Genomic DNA, 17,815 nt, shown 5'->3' with positions numbered 1-17,815 from the left:
CGCTCAGACCTCCTTCGCCATGAGAGAGATGAACCGGTCGAAGAGGTAGGCGGCATCGTGCGGGCCGGCCGCTGCCTCCGGGTGGTACTGGACGGAGAAGCCCTTGAGCTTCCCGGTCTCGGCGTCCTTGAGCTCGAGGCCCTCGACGCAGTCGTCGTTGAGGTTGACGTGGGAGACGGTCGCGATGCCGAACTCGGTCTGCGTCTCCTCGCCGATCGGGGCGTCCACCGCGAACCCGTGGTTGTGGGCCGTGACCTCGACCTTGCGGGTGGTGAGGTCCATGACCGGCTGGTTGATCCCGCGGTGACCGTACTTGAGCTTGTAGGTCCCGAAGCCGAGCGCGCGGCCGAAGAGCTGGTTGCCGAAGCAGATGCCGAAGTAGGGGATGTTCTCGGCCAGCGCCGCCTTGAGCAGCTCCACCTGGCCGGTGGTCGCGGCCGGGTCGCCGGGGCCGTTGGAGTAGAAGAGTCCGTCCGGCTCGGTCGCGAGGACGTCCTCGAGGGTCGCGGTCGCCGGGAGCACGTGCACCTCGATGCCGCGCTCAGCCATCCGCTCCGGGGTCATCTCCTTGATGCCGAGGTCGAGGGCCGCCACGGTGAACCGCTTCTCGCCCTTGGCGGGAACGACGTACGCCTCGGCGGTGCTGACCGCGTCGGAGAGGTTCGCACCGCTCATCTCGGCGGAGGCGAGCACCTTCTTCAGCAGGGCCTCGGGGTCGGTCTCGATCGTCGAGATGCCGACACGCATCGCGCCGCGCTCACGCAGGTGACGGGTCAGGGCGCGGGTGTCGATCCCGCTGATGCCGACCACGGACTGGTCGCGCAGGTCGTCGTCGAGGGTGCGCTGCGCGCGCCAGTTGGAGGAGACCCGGGCGGGGTCGCGCACGACGTAGCCAGCGACCCAGATCCTGCGGGACTCGGGGTCCTCGTCGTTCACGCCGGTGTTGCCGACGTGGGGAGCGGTCATCACGACCACCTGCTGGTGGTAGCTCGGGTCGGTCAGCGTCTCCTGATAGCCCGTCATGCCGGTGGAGAAGACCGCCTCGCCGAAGGTCTCACCCTCGGCGCCGAACGACTCTCCCCTGAACGTTCGACCATCCTCGAGTACGAGGAGTGCTTCTTTGTGGGCATGCAGCGGCACGCCGTACCTCCTTCTCCGCCTCACAGGACGGTGCTTAAAGGATGTCGGTCAACTTGCTGGTGACAGTATCAAGCAGATGCCGGTTGACGGCAGTTGGCGTCCGCCGCGTACGCCAGCATGTGACGTACGCGGCAGTCGGCCGGCTTGATCGGGCTCAGCTGTGCGAGTGGGGCGGGACGACCGCGCCCTCGGACGGCTGCACGATCACGAAGCCGGCACCGTGGAACGCGACCTGGAACGCCTCGCCGCTGCCGCGGCCGATGAGCGCGCCGGCGGTGAACGACTTCTGCAGGCTGGTCTGCAGGCCGAGGGACCAGCCGACGACGGCGTTGGTGTCGGTGAAGGTGGGGGCCTCGCCCGCGTTCAGAACCACCGGATCGCCCTCGGTGGTGACCGCGACCCAGCCGGTGCCGCGCAGGGTCGTGTTGAAGAGGCCGCCGGTGAGCATGCCGGCGCCCTGGACCCGCTCGATGTTCCACTGCAGGCTGTTGGAGAAGGCGAGCACGTGGTCGCCGTTGATCGAGATGCCCGAGTTGTTCAGCTGGAGGATGTGGACCTCCTTGGCCGCGTCGGCCAGGAAGACGTCGCCCTGGCCCTCGACACCCATCAGGCTGAGACCCTCACCGGTGACGGCCTTCTTGAGGAACTTGCCGACGCCGCCGCCCTGGTACTTGAACTGCACGTTGCCCTGGTAGGCCACCATCGAGCCCTGGCGCGCCTGGAACGGCTCGCCGACGCGTACGCGCAGGAGCTTCTTGTTCTGCAGCACCGCGCCGTTGCCCTCGATCTCGGAGAAGCGACCGTCGATCAGGTCACCGGAGATCCCCGCGAACGCGTCGCCCGCGGGCTGCTGGGCCTGGGCGGGCTGCTGCCCGTACTGGGCCTGCTGCGCCTGGGCGTGGTCGCCGTACGCCGCCTGCACGGCCTGCGCCGACCCGACCTGCGTCGGAGCCTCCTGCTCCACGGTGGCCTGAGGCGGCGTCAGGGGCGCCGTCGACTGCTGCCCGCCCGTGGACACGTGCTCGGTCCACTGGCTCCCGTCGTAGTAGCGAAGCTCGGCCTGTCCGGTCGGGTCCGGGTACCACGCTGCGTCCGTCATCTCTAACCCTTGCGTTCACGGACCCACATCGGTCCTTCTCGCCTCCATCCTGGCATGTGTCCGATGCGCGACTCACCGGTGTTCCGCACGCTCGCCCGATCTTGTGACCGTGGCGACCAGGATCGGGGCTCCGGCGTGCCTGCTGGACCCGAGCTCGAGCGGATGATCTGATCGAGGCAACTCAGGCGATCACTCCGAAGTACCGGGCCAGCCAGGTCTGCGAGAAGGAGCCGCCAGTCGCGAGGGTGAGTAATAGCGCCATAGGCGCCTCTGTGCTGCCCGAGGGTTACATCGAATGGCTTGGTGACCTCAAGACCCAGATCCGCAGTGCCCGCCAGCGTGCCGCGCTCGCCGTCAACACCGAGCTCATCCAGCTCTACTGGCACATCGGCAACCAGATCGTCGACCGCCAGTCCGCTCAGGGCTGGGGTGCGAAGGTGATCGACCAAGTCGCGCAGGATCTGCGATCGGAGTTTCCCGACATGACCGGGCTCTCATCCCGGAACCTCAGATACATGCGGGCTTTCGCCGCATGCTGGCCCGCGTCGGCAATTGTGCAAGCACCGCTTGCACAATTGCCCTGGTATCACCAGATCGCCCTGCTCGAGAAGCTCGACACCCCTGAGGATCGCCTCGGATACGCCCGCGCCGCAGTCGAGCATGGCTGGTCGCGCAACGTACTGGTGCTCCGGATCGAAGCCCGCACGCTGGAGCGATCTGGTCGAGCGATCAGTAACTTCGAACGGACCCTCCCGCCCGAGACCTCCGATCTCGCCCGCGAGATCGTCAAGGACCCGTACAACTTCGAATTCCTCGGTGTCGGCGACGAGGCGCGCGAACGGGTCATCGAACAGGCGCTCGTCGACCACGTCACCCAGTTCCTCGTCGAGCTCGGCGTGGGATTCGCGTACGTCGGGCGCCAGGTGCCTCTCGAGGTCGGCGGCGAGGACTTCTTCATCGACCTGCTCTTCTACCACCTCAGTCTGCGCTGTTACGTCGTCATCGAGCTCAAGGCCGGGAAGTTCAAACCCGAGCATCTCGGACAGCTGAACTTCTACCTGGCGGCGGTCGACGGGGAGATGGCGCATGCCGACGATGCCCCGACGATCGGGATCCTGTTGTGCCAGAGCCGCAACCAGGTCGTCGCGGAGTACTCCCTGCGCGGTGCGACCCAACCTCTCGGCATCGCTGAGTATCAGCTGCAAGCCAGCCTGCCCAGCGTTGAGCGACTGCAGCAGGAGTTGAGCAGTCCGGAGTGAGGCTCAGGCTCCGAGAGTCTCCAGCTTGTCGAGCATCCGGCCCATGTGCGGGTCGAACGCCGCGGGGTCGGCGGCCCGGACATCCGAGGGCGCCCACCAGCGCACGGCGGCGTACTCCCGCTCGTCGGGCCGCAGTGGCTGGTTGCGGTCATGAGCGAGGACGAACCAGAGGCTGACGTCGGTGTGCACGTCGGGCCGGTCAGGTCGGGTGTTGGTGATGGTGACCAGGAGAGGGCGTGGGCCGAGAGCGGGATGGAACGCAGCCTCGACGCCGAGCTCCCCGACGCACTCGCGGCGCACGGTCTCGGCGGGGTTCTCGCCGGGCTCGACGTGGCCGCCGGAAGGCAGCCAGAGGCCCGACTTGCGGTGGTCGCCCAGCAGCACGTGGCCGCTGACCGGGTCGACGAGGAGGAAGTAGGAGACCAGGTGCTTGGCCGGCTCGGTGGGAGCGGTGCTGCGCCGGAAGACGTCGTCGGTCGCGTGCAACCAGGCCGACGCGTCGGCGATGTGGCCGCTCTCCACGGCGTCCAGCGGCTCGATCGAGTCCACCATGATCGCGATGTCGGTCAGCAGTCGGTCCTCCGGGCTCATGGTCGAGCACCCTAGAGGTGACGACCGACACCACGTCTCCGCCCGGAAGCGGTTGAGTGCGACACGATGTGACGGTTGTCGCAGGTCATTGCGTTACATGGTGCGCGCCGCTAGCGTTTCGATGTTTCATCACGATTACGTGCGGGGGTACGCAATGACCGAGACGTCGATCAGCATCGACGAGGAGCTGTTGGCCGAGGCGAGGAAGATCGCCGGCACGACGACCAACCAGGCTGCGATCGACCACGCGCTGCGGGACCTGGTCGAGCGGGAGGCCGCGGCGGCCGAGTTCGACCGGATCGTCGAGCGCGACCTCGGCGACACGAAGGTCACGCTGGAGTTCTGACCTCCCCGAGCGCGTCCTGCGGGATCGGCCAGAAGTCGTGGTCGGTCGCGAGGTGGACGACATCGAGCGGCACCCCCGCCACGACACACGCGTCGTAGAGCTCGGCGGCGTTCTTCCGGTCTGAGCGGTTCGGTGGGCCGCCGCCCGGTCGGCACAGCAGGAGCGCGACCCTGTCGAAGCCGTGCGCATCGATCAGGTCATGCAGCATCGTGGCGAGGTTGGCGGCACCGTCACCGGCGATCTCCACCGGCAGCCCCTCGATCTGGCACAGCTGCGGGAACGGGACCCCGTCAGGATCGACCAACATGAACCACAGCCGTGGCTCTGGCCATCCGAGCGGGTTGATCAGATGTCGCCAGGCGGCCTCGACGTCGGCCTGGGTGCGGAGGACGGGAGCGTACGGGTTCTTGTCGGTCATGGGTCTACGGCACCACGGGCCGCCGACGAGGACAACGACGATCCGAAGCCCTGTGGATAACGCTGCTCATCCACAGGGCTTCGCTCGTAAGTGGCCCGTCAGCGCCCCGTTCAGGGCACGAGGCGGTGCTCCGGGCCGGCCCAGCGTCGGCGCAGCCAACGGTCGTGGGAGGCGACGACGATGGTGCCCGCTGCGACACCGATCGCCTCCTCCAGCTCACCTGCCAGGGTGAGCGAGATGTGGTTGGTCGGCTCGTCGAGGAGCAAGAGGTCCGGACCGGTAGCGATCGCGATCGCCAGGTCCAGCCGGCGACGCTGCCCGACGCTCAGCGCACCGACGGGCCGGTTGAGGTCGCGCGGGTGGACCAGGCCGAGGTCGCGCAGCGGCACCTCCGTCGCCAGGACCTCCCCCACCGACTCGCGGTAGACGTCGGCGACCTTGCGCCGCAGGTCCCCGAACTGCGGGTCCTGGGTGAGCTCCTCGACGTGCCGGGCACTGACCTGGACCTCACCCGAGGTGGGCTTCGCCCGGCCGGAGATCACCCCGAGCAGCGTGGACTTGCCGCTGCCGTTGGGCCCGGTGATCAGCAGGTGCTCCCCCGCCGTGATGTCGAGGACCGGGAGGCTGACCCGCTCCTCGACCACCAGGTCGCGTACGACGACCATCCGTCCGCTCGTCCCGGCGGCCGACAACGCGGCGTTCAGCCGCAGGGGCGGAGGCGGCTTGCGTACCTGTGCCTCCTCGGCCTCCTCCAGCCGCCGGTTGGCGTCCTTCTTGCGGCGGGCGACGGTGCGCTCGACATTGCTGCCCTTGAACTTGTAGATGAACTTGTCGTTGTCGGTCGGGCCACGGTTGTGGGCGATCGCGTCGTTGCCGATCTTGGTCGCGGTACGCAGACGCTTGAGCTCCTCCTGCTGCTCGGCGTAGGTCTGCTCCCACCGCTCGCGCGCGGCCTTCCGGGCCTCCTCGTAGGCGCTCCAGCCACCGCCGAAGAGCCGGCCACCGGCACCGTCGGTGCCGAAGGCCGTCGGATCGAGGTCGAAGAGCCCGGTGGCGACCTCGTCGAGGAAGACCCGGTCGTGGGAGGCCATTAGGACGACGCCGGGCAGATCGCGCAGAAACTCCCCCAGCACCGTGACCGCCTCGTCGTCGAGGTGGTTGGTCGGCTCGTCGAGCAGCAGCGCGTCCGGCCGGCGGGTGATCGCGGTCGCCAGCGCCAGCCGAGTCCGCTGCCCGCCCGAGAGCGTGCTGATCGGACGATCGCGGTCCAGCCCGCTCAGACCGAGCCGCTCCGCGGCAACGACGGCCCGACGGTCGGCGTCCCACGCGTCATGGGCGACGGCGAAGTCGAGGGCGCGCGCGTACGTCTCGGCGACCTCGGGGTCGTCGAGCCGGTCGGCGAGCGTCTCGACCGTCGCGACGGCTTCACGTAGAGGGCGCAGGGTGGTCGCGAGTACGTCCTCGATGCTCGCGGAATCGCGGAACGGTGGCTCCTGCGGCAGCCAGACGAGGTCGTCCGGCATCTCGAGCGTGCCTGTGCGTTGGGCGCTGGCGGGAAGCCGGCGTGCGATAGCGCGAAGCAGTGTGGACTTGCCGGCCCCGTTCTCCCCCACGAGCGCAATCCGCTCGCCCGGGGAGACGGTGAGGTCGATCCCGGCGAGAACGGAGCCGCTGCGAAAGGAGACGGAGAGGTCGCGGACGACAACAGGGTTGCTAGACATGAGAGCGCTGGCCTTCGGGTTCGAGGACGACCCGCCGGGCAGGTGCCGCGGCCGCGGGTCGGAGGTCAGCGCGAGATCTTCATGATGAGTAAAGAGTACGCGGCGGACGGCTGCGCCGTCCAACCGATTGACCGAACACGGCTACGCGCGCAGGATCTTCTCCATCGCCTTGCCCTTGGCCAGCTCGTCGACGAGCTTGTCGAGGTAGCGCACCTGGCGCATCACCGGGTCCTCGATGTCCTGGACCCGGACCCCGCAGACGACGCCGGTGATCAGGTCCGAGCTCGGGTTGAGGTCGGCGGCCGCGAAGAACTCCTCGAAGCTCGTCTCCGCCTCGATGTGCTTCGCGATCGCCTCGTCGTCGAACCCGGTCAGCCAGGTGATCACCTGGTGCAGCTCCGCCGTGGTGCGACCCTTCTTCTCCACCTTCGTCACGTAGTGCGGGTAGACGGAGCCGAAGGGCATCTTGTAGACGCGCTCGAGGTTATCCACGCTGTCGAGCCTAACCCCGTTCGCGGCGCCGTCATGACAGCCCGGCCAGCCGGTAGGCGACCAGGCTCCCCGCGACCGCGACGTTCAGGCTCGCTCCCCAGCCGACCATCGGGATCTCGACGCACTCGTCGACCTCGGCGAGGATGTCATCGGGCACTCCGTGATGCTCGTGGCCGAGCAGGAGCACCGTCGACTCCCGTGCCGGCGCCAGCCGGGTGAGCGGCGTCGCCCCGTCTGCGAGCTCGACGGCGACGATCCGTCTGCCGGCATCGCGCTGCTTCGCGATCCACCTCTCCTTGCTCGGCGTCACCCAGTGGACGCACGGCCGCCGGCCGCGAAGCGTGTCACCGACCTGCAGCGCGTCGAGATAGTGCTTGGTGCGTGGCACGGCCAGACACGCCCCGATCGCGTCGCACGTCCGCAGCAGGGTGCCGAGGTTCGCGTCGTACGCGACCCAGAGCGGCGCGATGACAAGGTGATCCCAGCACGAGTGGCGACCAGGTCGCCGCTTGGCCCGCAGCTCGCGGGGCTTGGTCTTCGCGCCGCTCATCGACGCGTGGTGGTGGCTCCCGACATGATCATGAGTAGTGGCGCCCTTCAGCGGCGGCGCCGAGCCATCGACGTACGGATGGTGCGACGACGAGGATAGCCCCATCGCGGGTCAGGCCGGGCGTTCAGCGACGAGCTGGTACATCCCGGCGATACGTACGAACGGCTCCTGGTCGCACAGCGCGCGCTCCAGCACGAGGAGGCGGCCGAAGTAGGCGGCATCGTGCTTGGCGGCGTCGTCGGTGAGGAGGTCGTTGGCGATCCTGGTGCCGAAGCGACCGGTGAGCCGCAGGCCGGCGGCGGCGAGCTCGGCCTCGAGGTCGCCCATCGCCACCTTCCGTACGTCATGGTCGAAGGTCACGGTGCGCTTGGTGTCCGCGCGCAGCTCGGTCAGCGCGGCATCAGGACCGCCCGTGACCAGCTGCCGCAGCACCATGCTCGCCGGGTTGGGGACCATCACCGAGAGCCGGCCGCCGGGGCGGAGGGCGGCCGCCAGGCGGCGTACGTCTCCGGCGTCGGCCGGTCGGTACTGGAGCACGAAGTGGCACAGCACCAGGTCCCACTCCCCATCCGGGAGATCGTCGACGCCACCGACGAGCGTGGTGAGCGAGGCACCGGCCTCCGCCGCCCGACGCTTCGCCTCGGCCAGCCACGACTCGGACGGGTCGAGGATGGTGACCTCGTGCCCGGCCAGGGCCAGCGGCAGCGCGTCCATCCCGTCGCCACCACCGACGTCCAGGATCCGGAGCCCCTCCCCCAGCTCCGCGCACTGGCGTCGCAGGATCTCCTCGACCACGGTGTAGCGGATCCGGCCCCACGGGGTTGCCGTGTAGGCGCGCCACTGCGCGAGCCTGTCGGAGAAGACGTCACTCATGACGGCGGACCCTACCCACTGCGTGGCCAAGCCGTCCGGCGGCACTTTCCCGCCATGGCGGGAAAGTGCCGTCCAGGAAGGAGCTCAGTCCCCGCATTTCCCCACCATGGCGGGGAAATGCCCCGCCCTCAGCCGAAGGTGCGTGCGCCACGCAGCCACGTACCGACCACCTGGCCGGTGAGCTTGCGGTCGTGCCAGGGGTTGTTGCGGGAGAGCGAGAGCGAGCGGTCGCGATCCACGACGTAGGTCGCGGCCGGGTCGACCAGGGTCAGGTTGGCCGGCTCGCCGACCGCGACCGGGCGGCCGTGGCCCTCGAGCCCGGCGATCCGGGCCGGGGTCGTGGACATGACCCGGGCGACGCCGGCCCAGTCCAGCAGCCCGGAGGAGACCATGACGGTCGAGACGACCGAGAGCGCCTCCTCGAGCCCGAGCATGCCGAAGGCGGCATCGACGAAGGCGTGCTCCTTGTCCTGGCGCGCGTGCGGGGCGTGATCGGTGGCGACGGCGTCGATGGTGCCGTCGGCCAGTGCCGAGCGCAGGGCCTCGACGTCCTCGGCGGGGCGCAGCGGCGGGTTGACCTTGAAGGTCGGGTCGTAGCCGGAGAGCAGGTCGGTGGTGAGCAGCAGGTGGTGCGGGGTGACCTCCGCGGTGACCGCCCAGCTGCCGTCCTTCTCGGCCTGGGCCTTCGCCCAGCGCAGCACCTCGACGGTGCCGGCGGTGGAGGCGTGGGCGACGTGGACGCGCGATCCGGTGTGGCGGGCGAGCATCACGTCACGGGCGACGATGACCTCCTCGGCGACACCCGGCCAGCCGGGCAGACCCAGTCGTCCGGAGAGCTCGCCCTCGTGGCAGCAGGCCGAGCCGTAGGGGGCCAGCGAAGGGTCCTGGGAGTGTTGGGAGATCACGCCGCCGAACGCCTTGACGTACTCCAGCGCACGCCGCATCACCCGCGGGTCGGAGACACAGCGACCATCGTCGGAGAAGACCGTGACCCCGGCACGCGACCGGTTCATCAGCGCAAGCTCGGCCAGCTCCTCGCCGCCCAGGCCCTTCGTCACCGCGCCGACCGGGAACACGTCGGCGAGGCCCGCCTCGCGGCCGAGCTCCCACACCGAGACCGCGGCCTCGGCGGTGTCGGTGACCGGGGAGGTGTTGGCCATCGCGAGCACGGCGGTGTAGCCGCCGGCAGCGGCCGCGGCCGCGCCCGAGGCGACCGTCTCGGCGTCCTCGCGGCCCGGCTGGCGCAGATGGGTGTGCAGGTCGACCAGGCCCGGGAGGAGGACGAGGCCGGAGGCGTCGACGATCTCGTCCGCGGCGGCGGAGACGGTGCCGATCTCCCGGATCACTCCCTCCTCGACGTACACATCGGTCGGCTCGGCCCCGAGGACCGAGGCTCCCTTGATCAACAGACTCATGCGGACTCCTCGCCGGCAAGCAGGTGGTAGAGGACGGACATCCGGATCGCGACGCCGGCCGAGACCTGGTCGAGGATCCGCGAGGAGGCGGCGTCGGCGGCCTCGGGAGAGATCTCCAGGCCACGGTTCATCGGGCCCGGGTGCAGGATCGGGACGCCCTCGCGCAGCATCCCGAGCCGCTGCCGGGTGAGCCCGTAGCCCACGGTGTATTCGCGCGAGGTCGGGAAGTAGCCGCCGCTCATCCGCTCCCGCTGGACGCGCAGCATCATCACCGCGTCGACCTCGGGCAGCACGTCGTCCAGCGAGTAGGAGGTCGCGAAGCCGTCGGCCTTGGCCCACTCGCCGACACCGGACGGCATCAGCGTGGGCGGCGCGACCGCGACGACGGAGGCGCCGAGCTTGCTCAGGGACTTCACGTTGGACCGGAACACCCGGGAGTGGGTCAGGTCGCCGACGATCGCGATCCGCTTGCCCGCCAGCGAGCCGGGTCCGCCGAGCTGACGCTGCAGCGTGTAGCCGTCGAGCAGGGCCTGGGTCGGGTGCTCGTGCATCCCGTCGCCGGCATTGATCACGGGGATGTCGAGCCAGCCGGCGACCTGGTGGGCCGCACCGGAGGCCGAGTGACGCATCACCAGGCCGTCGACGCCCATCGCGGTCACGGTCAGCACGGTGTCGCGCAGCGACTCGCCCTTCGAGGCCGAGGAGCCCTTCGCCGACAGGTTGATGACGTCGGCCGAGAGCCACTTCCCGGCGATCTCGAAGGAGGACCGGGTGCGGGTCGAGTCCTCGAAGAAGAGGTTGATCACGGTGCGCCCGCGCAGCGCCGGGAGCTTCTTGACCTCACGCTTCTGGACGTCGTGCATCTCGGCGGCGGTCGCGAAGAGCTGCTGGATCTCCTCGGCACTCACGTCGTCGATGGACAGCAGATGGCGCGTCATGCCGGCACTCCTTCCAGCTCCACGATGCGTACCTCGTCGATCCCGTCGGTCTCCTCCAGGCGCAGCCCGACCCGCTCGGAACGCGCCGTCGGAAGGTTCTTGCCGACGTGGTCGGCCCGGATCGGCAGCTGCCGATGGCCGCGGTCGACGAGAACCGCCAGACGTACGACGGCGGGACGGCCGTAGTCGGCCAGCGCGTCGAGCGCGGCGCGGACGGTGCGCCCCGAGAAGAGCACGTCGTCGACCAGCACCACGGTCTTCCCGTCGATGCCGCCGGGCGGGATCTCGGTGTGGTGCGGCGCCCGGGTCGGGTGGGTGCGCAGGTCGTCGCGGTACATCGTCACGTCGAGCGCACCATGGGCGACCGGATGCCCCTCGGCGGCCTCGATCCGCGCGGCGATCCGCTTGGCCAGCGGCACCCCGCGGGTGTGCAGGCCGAGCAGCACCAGGTCCTCGGCGTCGCGGTTGCGCTCCAGGATCTCGTGGGAGATCCGGGTCAGCGCCCGGGAGATGTCACGGGAGTCGAGCACGACGCGACCATCGGTCGCGGGCACGGGGACAACATCAGACAAGGTTGTGGTCTCCTTCTCCGCCTCACGGGACGGCTCGTTAAAGGATCGGGCCAACCTTATCCTCACTCCAGGTCGATCAACACTTTCCCGATCGCTCCCGCCTCGACCGCGTCGTGGGCGGCAGCGGTCTCCTCGAGCCGGTAGTGGTGCAGAGGTACGCCGGCCTCCTGACCCACACGCAGAGCCCCCGCCGCCACGGCGGCGGTGACATCGTCGGCCGCGGCCTGGATCTGCTCCGGTTCGATGCCGTAGAGCTGGATGAACTGGTAGCGGAGGTTGAGCGAGAAGGTCGCGCGCAGCGGCATGGTGAGCTCGTCCCCGCCGTTGTTGGCGTAGATCGCGATCGTGCCGCGTTTGGCGATGACGGCGCGGTCCAGGTCGTTGTTGTCCGCCGGTGCGACCTCGACGATCTGGTCGACGCCGTCCGGCGCGATCTCGCGGATCTCGGCGGCCGGGTCGCCCTCGCGGTAGTTCACGATGTGGTGCGCCCCGGCGGCCTTCGCCAGCGCCGCCTTCTCGGTGGAGCTGACCGTGGTGATCACCGTCGCGCCCGCCCACACGGCCAACTGGATCGCGGCGTTGCCGACCGCTCCGGCACCACCGTGAACCAGGATGGTGAGGCCGTCGAACGATCCCGGGGCCACCCGCTCGACCTTCCCGCAGGTGAGCGCCCGATGGGCGGTCATCGCCGGGACTCCGAGCGATGCGCCGAGGTCGTAGGAGGCTCCGAGGGGCAGCTCGACGGCCTTGTGGGCCGGGACGGTGACGTACTCCGCCGCGGTCCCCCAGGCCTGGCCGTGCTGGACCATGTAAAGCCAGACCGGCTGACCGACGATGTGGGTGCTCACCCCCTCGCCGATCTCCTCGACCACGCCGGCGCCATCCTGGCCCGGCGTCGCCTCGGGGGTCGCGAGGGTCGCACTGACGCCGGCACGTACCTTCCAGTCGGTGGGGTTGACCCCCGCTCGCACCAGCCTGACCAGGACCTCGCCCGGGCCGGGCTTCGGCACCGGGCGCTCGGTCAGACGCATGGCGGAGGAGGGACCGTTCTCGGAGTAGACGACAGCACGCATGACTCCGACGTTAGCGGCCGGGGTCTACAACGCGTGCGCCATCCCGGCGCAGGCCTTCAGCCACGACATCCTGGTCTCCTCCGAGAGCTGGGAGTACTGCACCGTGGAGCCCGCCACGAGCACCGGGTCGAACGGGACCCGGTAGACCCCGCGGGTGCGCTGCTGGTAGACCTCGGTGAGGTCGCGAGCCAGGTTGTTGTCGACCTTCGGGGACGGGTCGGAGAGCACCGTGATCGTCTTCAGCTTCAGGTCGGCGTAGCCGGACTCCTGGAGCGCGTCGAGCATCCACAGGCCGCTGTAGCCGGTGTCCTCACGCACCGTCGAGGTCACCACCAGCAGGTCGGCGGTGTCGGCCGCGGCCAGCCAGTTCTCGGCGCGCATGTTGTTGCCGGTGTCGACCAGGATGACCTTGTAGAAGCGCTCCAGCAGCTGATGCACCTGCGCGAAGTCGTCGGCATGGATCTGGCCGGTGACGTCGGGGCGCTCGTCGGAGGCGAGCACGTCGAAATGGGCGTCACCCTGGGAGCGTACGAAGGCACCGAGGTCACCGATGCGGGACTGGTAGACGTTGTTGAACGCGGCCAGGTTGTCGAGCAGCTCACGGGTGGTGTTGCGGTGGGTGCTGCGCATGCCGCGGATACCGAGGGTGCCCCGGGTCTCGTTGTTGTCCCAGGCCACGATCCCCCCGCCGCGTACGGTGCCGAAGGTGTAGCCCGCGGCGAGCACGCCGGTGGTCTTGGCGGCGCCGCCCTTGGGGTTGATGAAGACGATGGTGCGCGGACCGTCGAAGTCGCGCTGGATCATCGCCCGGTCCTGCTCGTAGGCGACCTCAGCGGCGCCCATCTTCGGGCTGATCAGCCCGCCGGACATCTTGCGGATCGCGCCTCGCCAGCCCCAGGTCGCGGGGCCGAACCCGGCCGACTCGGCGCGCCGGTCGAGGAAGTCGGTCGCGCTGGGGACCTCCTGGCCGTGGACCGCCGGGGGCGGCGGCGCGACCGCAGCCGCCGGCGCGGGCGCCGGCGGGGCGGGGTTGGTGGTGACCTGTGGGTTGGTGATGCGAGTCGCCTCCTGACTCGGGTCGGGCTGAGGATAGGGCTGGGCCGGCCTCGCGGGCTGGAGCGGCTGTCCCGCCGAGCCCGGCGGAGGCGGGGTCACCCAGTGCGAGGGTGTTCCGGCCGGCCGGGTGCGCGAGTCCGGCTCGTCGTAGGGGTTGTTCTCCTGCGTCATGCGCTCTCCGAATACGGGTGCTGGGTTACGGCCTCCATCTCAGCCTTGGGTCCAAACATACGGTCCCGACCGAAGCAATCGTCGATAACCGGAAAACACACGCGTCGTGCCGCACCCCGAAATGACATGACGCCTGCCCGGAACGGTCCGGGGCAGGCGTACGTCACGTGCTGATCAGGCCTTGGCGAGGTCCTTCGCGACCGCGGCGAGCACTCCGTTGACGAACGACGGCGAGTCGTCGGTGGACAGCTCGGTCACCAGCGCGGTCGCCTCGCTGATCGCGACCTCGGAGGCGACATCGCCGTCGAGGAGCTCCCAGACGCCGATACGGAGGACGTTGCGGTCGACCGCGGGCATCCGAGCCAGCGTCCAGTCCTTCGCGAACGCGGCGATCAGGGCATCGATCCGCTCGGCCTCGGCGACCACGCCCCGGACGATCTTGACCGTGAACGGGTTGTTGGGCACCTCGCCCTCCCGGATCTGCTGGTCGAGCAGATCACCGGCGGAGAGACCGCGGGCCTCCGCGGCGAAGAGCAGGTCGAGAGCCCGCTTGCGGGCCTTGGTGCGGGCGGTGGCGACGTGAGCCACAGGTCAGCCCTTGACGCGGGAGAGGTAGGAACCGCCCTCGCGGGTGTCGACCTTGATCTTCTCGCCCTGCTCGATGAAGAGCGGCACCTGGATCTCGGCGCCGGTCTCCAGGGTGGCGGGCTTGGTGCGGCCGGTGGCCGAGTCACCCATGACGCCGGGCTCGGTGTAGGAGATCACGAGCTCGACGGACGGCGGCAGCTCGACGAAGAGCACGCGACCCTCGTTGGTGGCCAGGATGACCTCCTGGTTCTCCAGGAGGAAGCCGGCACCGTCGCCGACGATCTCCGGGCCCACCTCGACCTGGTCGAAGTCGGCGACGTCCATGAAGACGAAGTTGGAGCCGTCGTTGTAGAGGTACTGGAACGTGCGGCGGTCGACCGTGGCGGTCTCGACCTTGGTGCCGGCGTTGAAGGTCTTGTCGACGTTCTTGCCCGACTCGACGTTCTTCAGCTTGGTGCGGACGAAGGCCGGACCCTTACCGGGCTTCACGTGCTGGAACTCGACCACCTGCCAGAGCTGGCCCTCGATCTTCAGCACCATGCCGTTCTTGAGGTCGTTCGTCGTCGCCATAACCGTCCGTCAGCCTTCGTCTCTGTCGTCCTGCAGCATCGCAGGCATCGTTGTCAATGTTCGCAGGGCCCTAGGGCCACAGAGAATCCTAGTCAACGAGACGTACGCCGACCCAATCCGTCATGCCGGCCCGAGTTTCCCGGCGACGACCTCGAGGGCCTCGCGGTAGCCGTCGATGCCCTTGCCCGCCACGACCGCGGTCGCATGGGGGGTGACGACGCTGGTGTGCCGGAAGACCTCGGGCCGCTCCAGAGGCTCGGAGATGTGCACCTCGACCAGCGGTGCGGTCAGCTGCGCACAGGCGTCGTAGATGGCGTAGGAGTAGTGGGTCCAGGCGGCGGCGTTGAGCACGACCGGGATGTCCTTGTCAGCGGCGGCGTTGAGCCAGTCGACCATGTCGCCCTCATGGTTGGTCTGACGTACGTCCACGGCGAAGCCGAGCGCGTGACCCCAGTCGACGCACATCGCGGCGAGCTCGTCGTGGGTGGTGTGCCCGTAGATCTCGGGCTGACGCTTCCCGAGACGTCCGAGATTGGGGCCGTTGAGGACCAGGACTTGCTTCAAAGCATTGCTCACGAGCAACATCCTCGCATTGATTTCCCGAGCCGAATCTAAGCGCTCACTTACCTTTATGCCAGACTGATGGCATGAGCGACGTACGCACCAGCACGCAGGCCCGCGGCGACCGCAGCCGCGCCCGCCTGCTCGACGCGGCGGTCCAGGCCTTCTCGGCGAAGGGGTTCCACGGCACCAGCACCCGTGACATCGCCACGGCGGCCGGACTGAGCCCGGCGGCGGTCTACGTCCACCACCGCTCCAAGGAGGAGCTTCTGCACGCGATCGCGGTGCGTGGCCACGAGGTCATCCTCGAGGCGGTCACCGAGGCGACCCGCGCCGACGGCACCCCCGCGGATCGGGTCGCCGCCGCCGTACGCACCTACGTCCTCTTCCACGCCCGCTCCCACACGACGGCCAGGGTCATCAACTACGAGCTCGCCGCGCTGACCGAGGAGCACTTCCGGGAGATCGCGGGCCTGCGCCGCGCCATCGACACCGTCATGCGCGAGGTCGTCGAGGAAGGCGTACGCAGCGGCGACTTCGACACGCCCGACCCCGCCAAGGCGGCCACCGCCCTGCTCTCGCTCGGCATCGACCTGGCCCGGTGGTACCGCGACGACGGCTCCTGGACGCCCGAGGCCCTCGCCGACTTCTACGCCGACCTCGCGCTGCGCGCCGTCGGCGCCCGCCCCTGAACTTCCGTTTCGACCCCGAGAAGAATGCACCCCGAGGAGTAAGCACCGTGCGCCGCACCATCTACACCGAGGACCACCAGTCCTTCCGCGAGACCATCCGCTCGTTCATCGAGAAGGAGGTCACCCCCGTCTACGACGAGTGGTACGAGGCCGGGATCGTCCCCCACGACTTCTACCTCAAGCTCGGCGAGCTCGGCGTGTGGGGCATCCAGGTGCCCGAGGAGTACGGTGGTGCCGGGATCGAGTCGTTCAAGTACTCCGCCGTCATCACCGAGGAGCTCGCCCGCGCCGGTGTCTCCTTCGGCGGCTCGAGCACCCACGTCGGCCTCTGCCTGCCCTACCTCCTCAAGCTCGGCACGAAGGAGCAGATGGAGCGCTGGATGCCCGGCTTCGTCTCCGGCGAGGAGATGTGGGCGATCGCGATGACCGAGCCGGGCACCGGCTCGGACCTGGCCGGGATGACCACCAACGCCAAGCTCACCGAGGACGGCAAGCACTATGTCCTCAACGGCGCCAAGACCTTCATCACCGGCGGCGTCAACGCCGACCGGGTGATCGTCTGCGCCCGCACCGCGCCGGCCACCCCCGAGGACCGCCGCGGCGGGATCACGCTCCTCGCCGTCGACACCTCGCTGCCGGGCTACGAGGTCGGCCGCAAGCTCGACAAGCTCGGCCTGAAGGTCTCCGACACCGCCGAGCTCTCCTTCACCGACGTCCAGGTCCCGGTCGAGGACGTCCTCGGCGAGGTCGGCAAGGGCTTCTCCTACCTCGGCCAGAACCTCCCTGTCGAGCGTCTCGGCATCGCCGTCGGCGCCTACGCCCAGGCCGCGGCCGCCGTCGAGTTCGCCAAGGCGTACGTCCACGACCGCAAGGTCTTCGGCACCGCCGTCGCCTCCTTCCAGAACACCAAGTTCGAGCTGGCCGCGTGCAAGGCCGAGGTCGACGCCGCCGAGGCCGTGGTCGACCGTGCGATCGAGGCCGAGGATGCCGGCACGCTGACCGCCGCCGAGGCCGCCTCGGCCAAGCTGTTCTGCACCGAGGTCGCCCACCGCGTCATCGACCGCTGCCTCCAGCTCCACGGCGGCTACGGCTACATGAACGAGTACCCCATCGCCCGCCTCTACGCCGACAACCGCGTCAACCGCATCTACGGCGGCACCTCTGAGGTCATGAAGCTGATCATCGCCAAGGACATGGGTCTGTGACCCGCTAGAAGCCCTGCCGAGTCGGCTCGTCAAGACGAGCCGACTCGGCATACGCTCGGGCACATGACGCCGCGCGAGGACGAGAACCGTCGCCTGCTGCGGGCACGCGACGCGATGGACCGTCGCTACGCCGAGCCGCTCGACGTCCCGGCGATCGCGTCCGTCGCGCACGTGTCACCGGCCCACTTCAGCCGGCGGTTCAAGGCCGTCTTCGGGGAGACGCCCCACCGCTACCTGCAGCGCCGCCGGATCGAGCGGTCCATGGCGCTGCTGCGAGACACCTCGACGCCGGTCACCGAGGTCGCGCTCACGGTCGGCTTCACCAGCCTCGGCACCTTCAGCCGTACGTTCCGCGACATCGTCGGCACCTCCCCGAGCGGCTACCGGGCCAGGGCCCACAGCCCCGCCGTGCCCGGGTGCGTCGCCCGTGCCTGGATGCGGCCGGCGAGCTGAGCAGTTTCGGAGAAGCGCCCGGTGCCGAAGCG

21 protein-coding genes are annotated in these 17,815 nt (G+C 69.3%); 5 read left to right on the top strand and 16 right to left on the bottom strand.

Translation table 11 applies throughout. The features are described 5' to 3' along the window. Nucleotides 1-3 precede the first annotated feature (3 nt). Together carA and ACFVDI_RS22870 are read right to left on the bottom strand one after the other, a co-directional pair. Nucleotides 4-1,140 (bottom strand): glutamine-hydrolyzing carbamoyl-phosphate synthase small subunit, encoded by a 1,137-nt coding sequence (gene carA / locus ACFVDI_RS22875; RefSeq protein WP_378910694.1) that lies wholly within the window; start codon nucleotides 1,138-1,140, stop codon nucleotides 4-6. A 154-nt stretch (nucleotides 1,141-1,294) separates the two neighbouring features. Then, nucleotides 1,295-2,239 (bottom strand): AIM24 family protein, encoded by a 945-nt coding sequence (locus tag ACFVDI_RS22870; protein WP_378910690.1) that lies wholly within the window; start codon nucleotides 2,237-2,239, stop codon nucleotides 1,295-1,297. Between the two features lie 272 nt (nucleotides 2,240-2,511). On the opposite strand from ACFVDI_RS22870, the gene ACFVDI_RS22865 reads away from it, so the two are divergent. Beyond that, a complete protein-coding gene (locus ACFVDI_RS22865; RefSeq protein WP_378910688.1) occupies nucleotides 2,512-3,498 on the top strand; it encodes a YhcG family protein in 987 nt (328 codons plus the stop codon). A gap of 3 nt (nucleotides 3,499-3,501) precedes the next feature. On the opposite strand, the gene ACFVDI_RS22860 is transcribed toward ACFVDI_RS22865, so the two are convergent. Continuing rightward, entirely contained in the window at nucleotides 3,502-4,089 is a 588-nt protein-coding gene (locus ACFVDI_RS22860; protein WP_378910687.1) for an NUDIX hydrolase, read from the bottom strand. Between the two features lie 154 nt (nucleotides 4,090-4,243). On the opposite strand from ACFVDI_RS22860, the gene ACFVDI_RS22855 reads away from it, so the two are divergent. Beyond that, on the top strand, nucleotides 4,244-4,435 hold the full coding sequence (locus tag ACFVDI_RS22855; RefSeq protein WP_378910685.1) for a type II toxin-antitoxin system VapB family antitoxin: 192 nt from the start codon (nucleotides 4,244-4,246) through the stop codon (nucleotides 4,433-4,435). On the opposite strand, the gene ACFVDI_RS22850 is transcribed toward ACFVDI_RS22855, so the two are convergent. From ACFVDI_RS22850 to ACFVDI_RS22790, 13 genes are all read right to left on the bottom strand, one after another. Then, nucleotides 4,419-4,853 carry a hypothetical protein gene (locus tag ACFVDI_RS22850; protein WP_378910682.1) on the bottom strand — a complete coding sequence of 145 codons (435 nt, stop codon included), beginning with the start codon at nucleotides 4,851-4,853 and terminating at the stop codon, nucleotides 4,419-4,421. The genes ACFVDI_RS22855 and ACFVDI_RS22850 overlap by 17 nt on opposite strands. 110 nt (nucleotides 4,854-4,963) lie before the next feature. Then, on the bottom strand, nucleotides 4,964-6,574 hold the full coding sequence (locus ACFVDI_RS22845; protein WP_378910680.1) for an ABC-F family ATP-binding cassette domain-containing protein: 1,611 nt from the start codon (nucleotides 6,572-6,574) through the stop codon (nucleotides 4,964-4,966). 141 nt (nucleotides 6,575-6,715) lie between these two features. Beyond that, the gene (locus ACFVDI_RS22840) at nucleotides 6,716-7,066 is read right to left on the bottom strand and encodes a DUF2200 domain-containing protein (protein WP_378910678.1); all 351 of its coding nucleotides are present in this window, start codon (nucleotides 7,064-7,066) and stop codon (nucleotides 6,716-6,718) included. A 31-nt stretch (nucleotides 7,067-7,097) separates the two neighbouring features. Beyond that, nucleotides 7,098-7,616: a TrmH family RNA methyltransferase gene (locus tag ACFVDI_RS22835; protein WP_378910675.1), complete on the bottom strand. Its 519-nt coding sequence runs from the start codon at nucleotides 7,614-7,616 to the stop codon at nucleotides 7,098-7,100. A 111-nt stretch (nucleotides 7,617-7,727) separates the two neighbouring features. Beyond that, nucleotides 7,728-8,489: a methyltransferase domain-containing protein gene (locus ACFVDI_RS22830; protein WP_378910673.1), complete on the bottom strand. Its 762-nt coding sequence runs from the start codon at nucleotides 8,487-8,489 to the stop codon at nucleotides 7,728-7,730. Nucleotides 8,490-8,617: 128 nt separating this feature from the next. Beyond that, nucleotides 8,618-9,904, bottom strand: coding sequence for a dihydroorotase (locus ACFVDI_RS22825; protein WP_378910671.1), 1,287 nt, complete (start codon nucleotides 9,902-9,904; stop codon nucleotides 8,618-8,620). Next, nucleotides 9,901-10,842, bottom strand: a complete 942-nt coding sequence (locus ACFVDI_RS22820) for an aspartate carbamoyltransferase catalytic subunit (protein WP_378910667.1) — start codon at nucleotides 10,840-10,842, stop codon at nucleotides 9,901-9,903. Before ACFVDI_RS22820 ends, ACFVDI_RS22825 begins: the two co-directional genes overlap by 4 nt. Continuing rightward, nucleotides 10,839-11,414, bottom strand: coding sequence for a bifunctional pyr operon transcriptional regulator/uracil phosphoribosyltransferase PyrR (gene pyrR / locus ACFVDI_RS22815; RefSeq protein ID WP_378910664.1), 576 nt, complete (start codon nucleotides 11,412-11,414; stop codon nucleotides 10,839-10,841). Before pyrR ends, ACFVDI_RS22820 begins: the two co-directional genes overlap by 4 nt. A 62-nt stretch (nucleotides 11,415-11,476) precedes the next feature. Further along, nucleotides 11,477-12,487, bottom strand: coding sequence for an NADPH:quinone reductase (locus tag ACFVDI_RS22810; RefSeq protein ID WP_378910662.1), 1,011 nt, complete (start codon nucleotides 12,485-12,487; stop codon nucleotides 11,477-11,479). 24 nt (nucleotides 12,488-12,511) lie between these two features. After that, nucleotides 12,512-13,714 carry a hypothetical protein gene (locus ACFVDI_RS22805; protein ID WP_378910659.1) on the bottom strand — a complete coding sequence of 401 codons (1,203 nt, stop codon included), beginning with the start codon at nucleotides 13,712-13,714 and terminating at the stop codon, nucleotides 12,512-12,514. 174 nt (nucleotides 13,715-13,888) lie between these two features. Further along, nucleotides 13,889-14,302 (bottom strand): transcription antitermination factor NusB, encoded by a 414-nt coding sequence (nusB, locus tag ACFVDI_RS22800; protein ID WP_328530375.1) that lies wholly within the window; start codon nucleotides 14,300-14,302, stop codon nucleotides 13,889-13,891. Nucleotides 14,303-14,305: 3 nt separating this feature from the next. After that, nucleotides 14,306-14,872, bottom strand: a complete 567-nt coding sequence (efp, locus tag ACFVDI_RS22795) for an elongation factor P (RefSeq protein WP_008356794.1) — start codon at nucleotides 14,870-14,872, stop codon at nucleotides 14,306-14,308. A 120-nt stretch (nucleotides 14,873-14,992) separates the two neighbouring features. Continuing rightward, nucleotides 14,993-15,457, bottom strand: a complete 465-nt coding sequence (locus ACFVDI_RS22790) for a type II 3-dehydroquinate dehydratase (RefSeq protein ID WP_378910655.1) — start codon at nucleotides 15,455-15,457, stop codon at nucleotides 14,993-14,995. 62 nt (nucleotides 15,458-15,519) lie between these two features. Between ACFVDI_RS22790 and ACFVDI_RS22785 the strand changes: the two genes are divergently transcribed. The 3 genes from ACFVDI_RS22785 to ACFVDI_RS22775 all read left to right on the top strand — a co-directional run bounded on the left by ACFVDI_RS22785 (nucleotide 15,520) and on the right by ACFVDI_RS22775 (nucleotide 17,783). Beyond that, a complete protein-coding gene (locus ACFVDI_RS22785) occupies nucleotides 15,520-16,125 on the top strand; it encodes a TetR/AcrR family transcriptional regulator (protein ID WP_378910653.1) in 606 nt (201 codons plus the stop codon). A gap of 47 nt (nucleotides 16,126-16,172) precedes the next feature. Beyond that, a complete protein-coding gene (locus tag ACFVDI_RS22780) occupies nucleotides 16,173-17,330 on the top strand; it encodes an acyl-CoA dehydrogenase family protein (RefSeq protein WP_378910651.1) in 1,158 nt (385 codons plus the stop codon). Nucleotides 17,331-17,393: 63 nt separating this feature from the next. Further along, the gene (locus ACFVDI_RS22775) at nucleotides 17,394-17,783 is read left to right on the top strand and encodes a helix-turn-helix domain-containing protein (protein ID WP_378910648.1); all 390 of its coding nucleotides are present in this window, start codon (nucleotides 17,394-17,396) and stop codon (nucleotides 17,781-17,783) included. Nucleotides 17,784-17,815 lie beyond the last annotated feature (32 nt).

The sequence above is a fragment of the Nocardioides sp. NPDC057767 genome (assembly GCF_042798275.1).
Classification (GTDB): Bacteria; Actinomycetota; Actinomycetes; order Propionibacteriales; family Nocardioidaceae; genus Nocardioides.
Note: the sequence above shows the minus strand (reverse complement) of the source record. Positions and strands in the feature narration are given on the sequence as shown.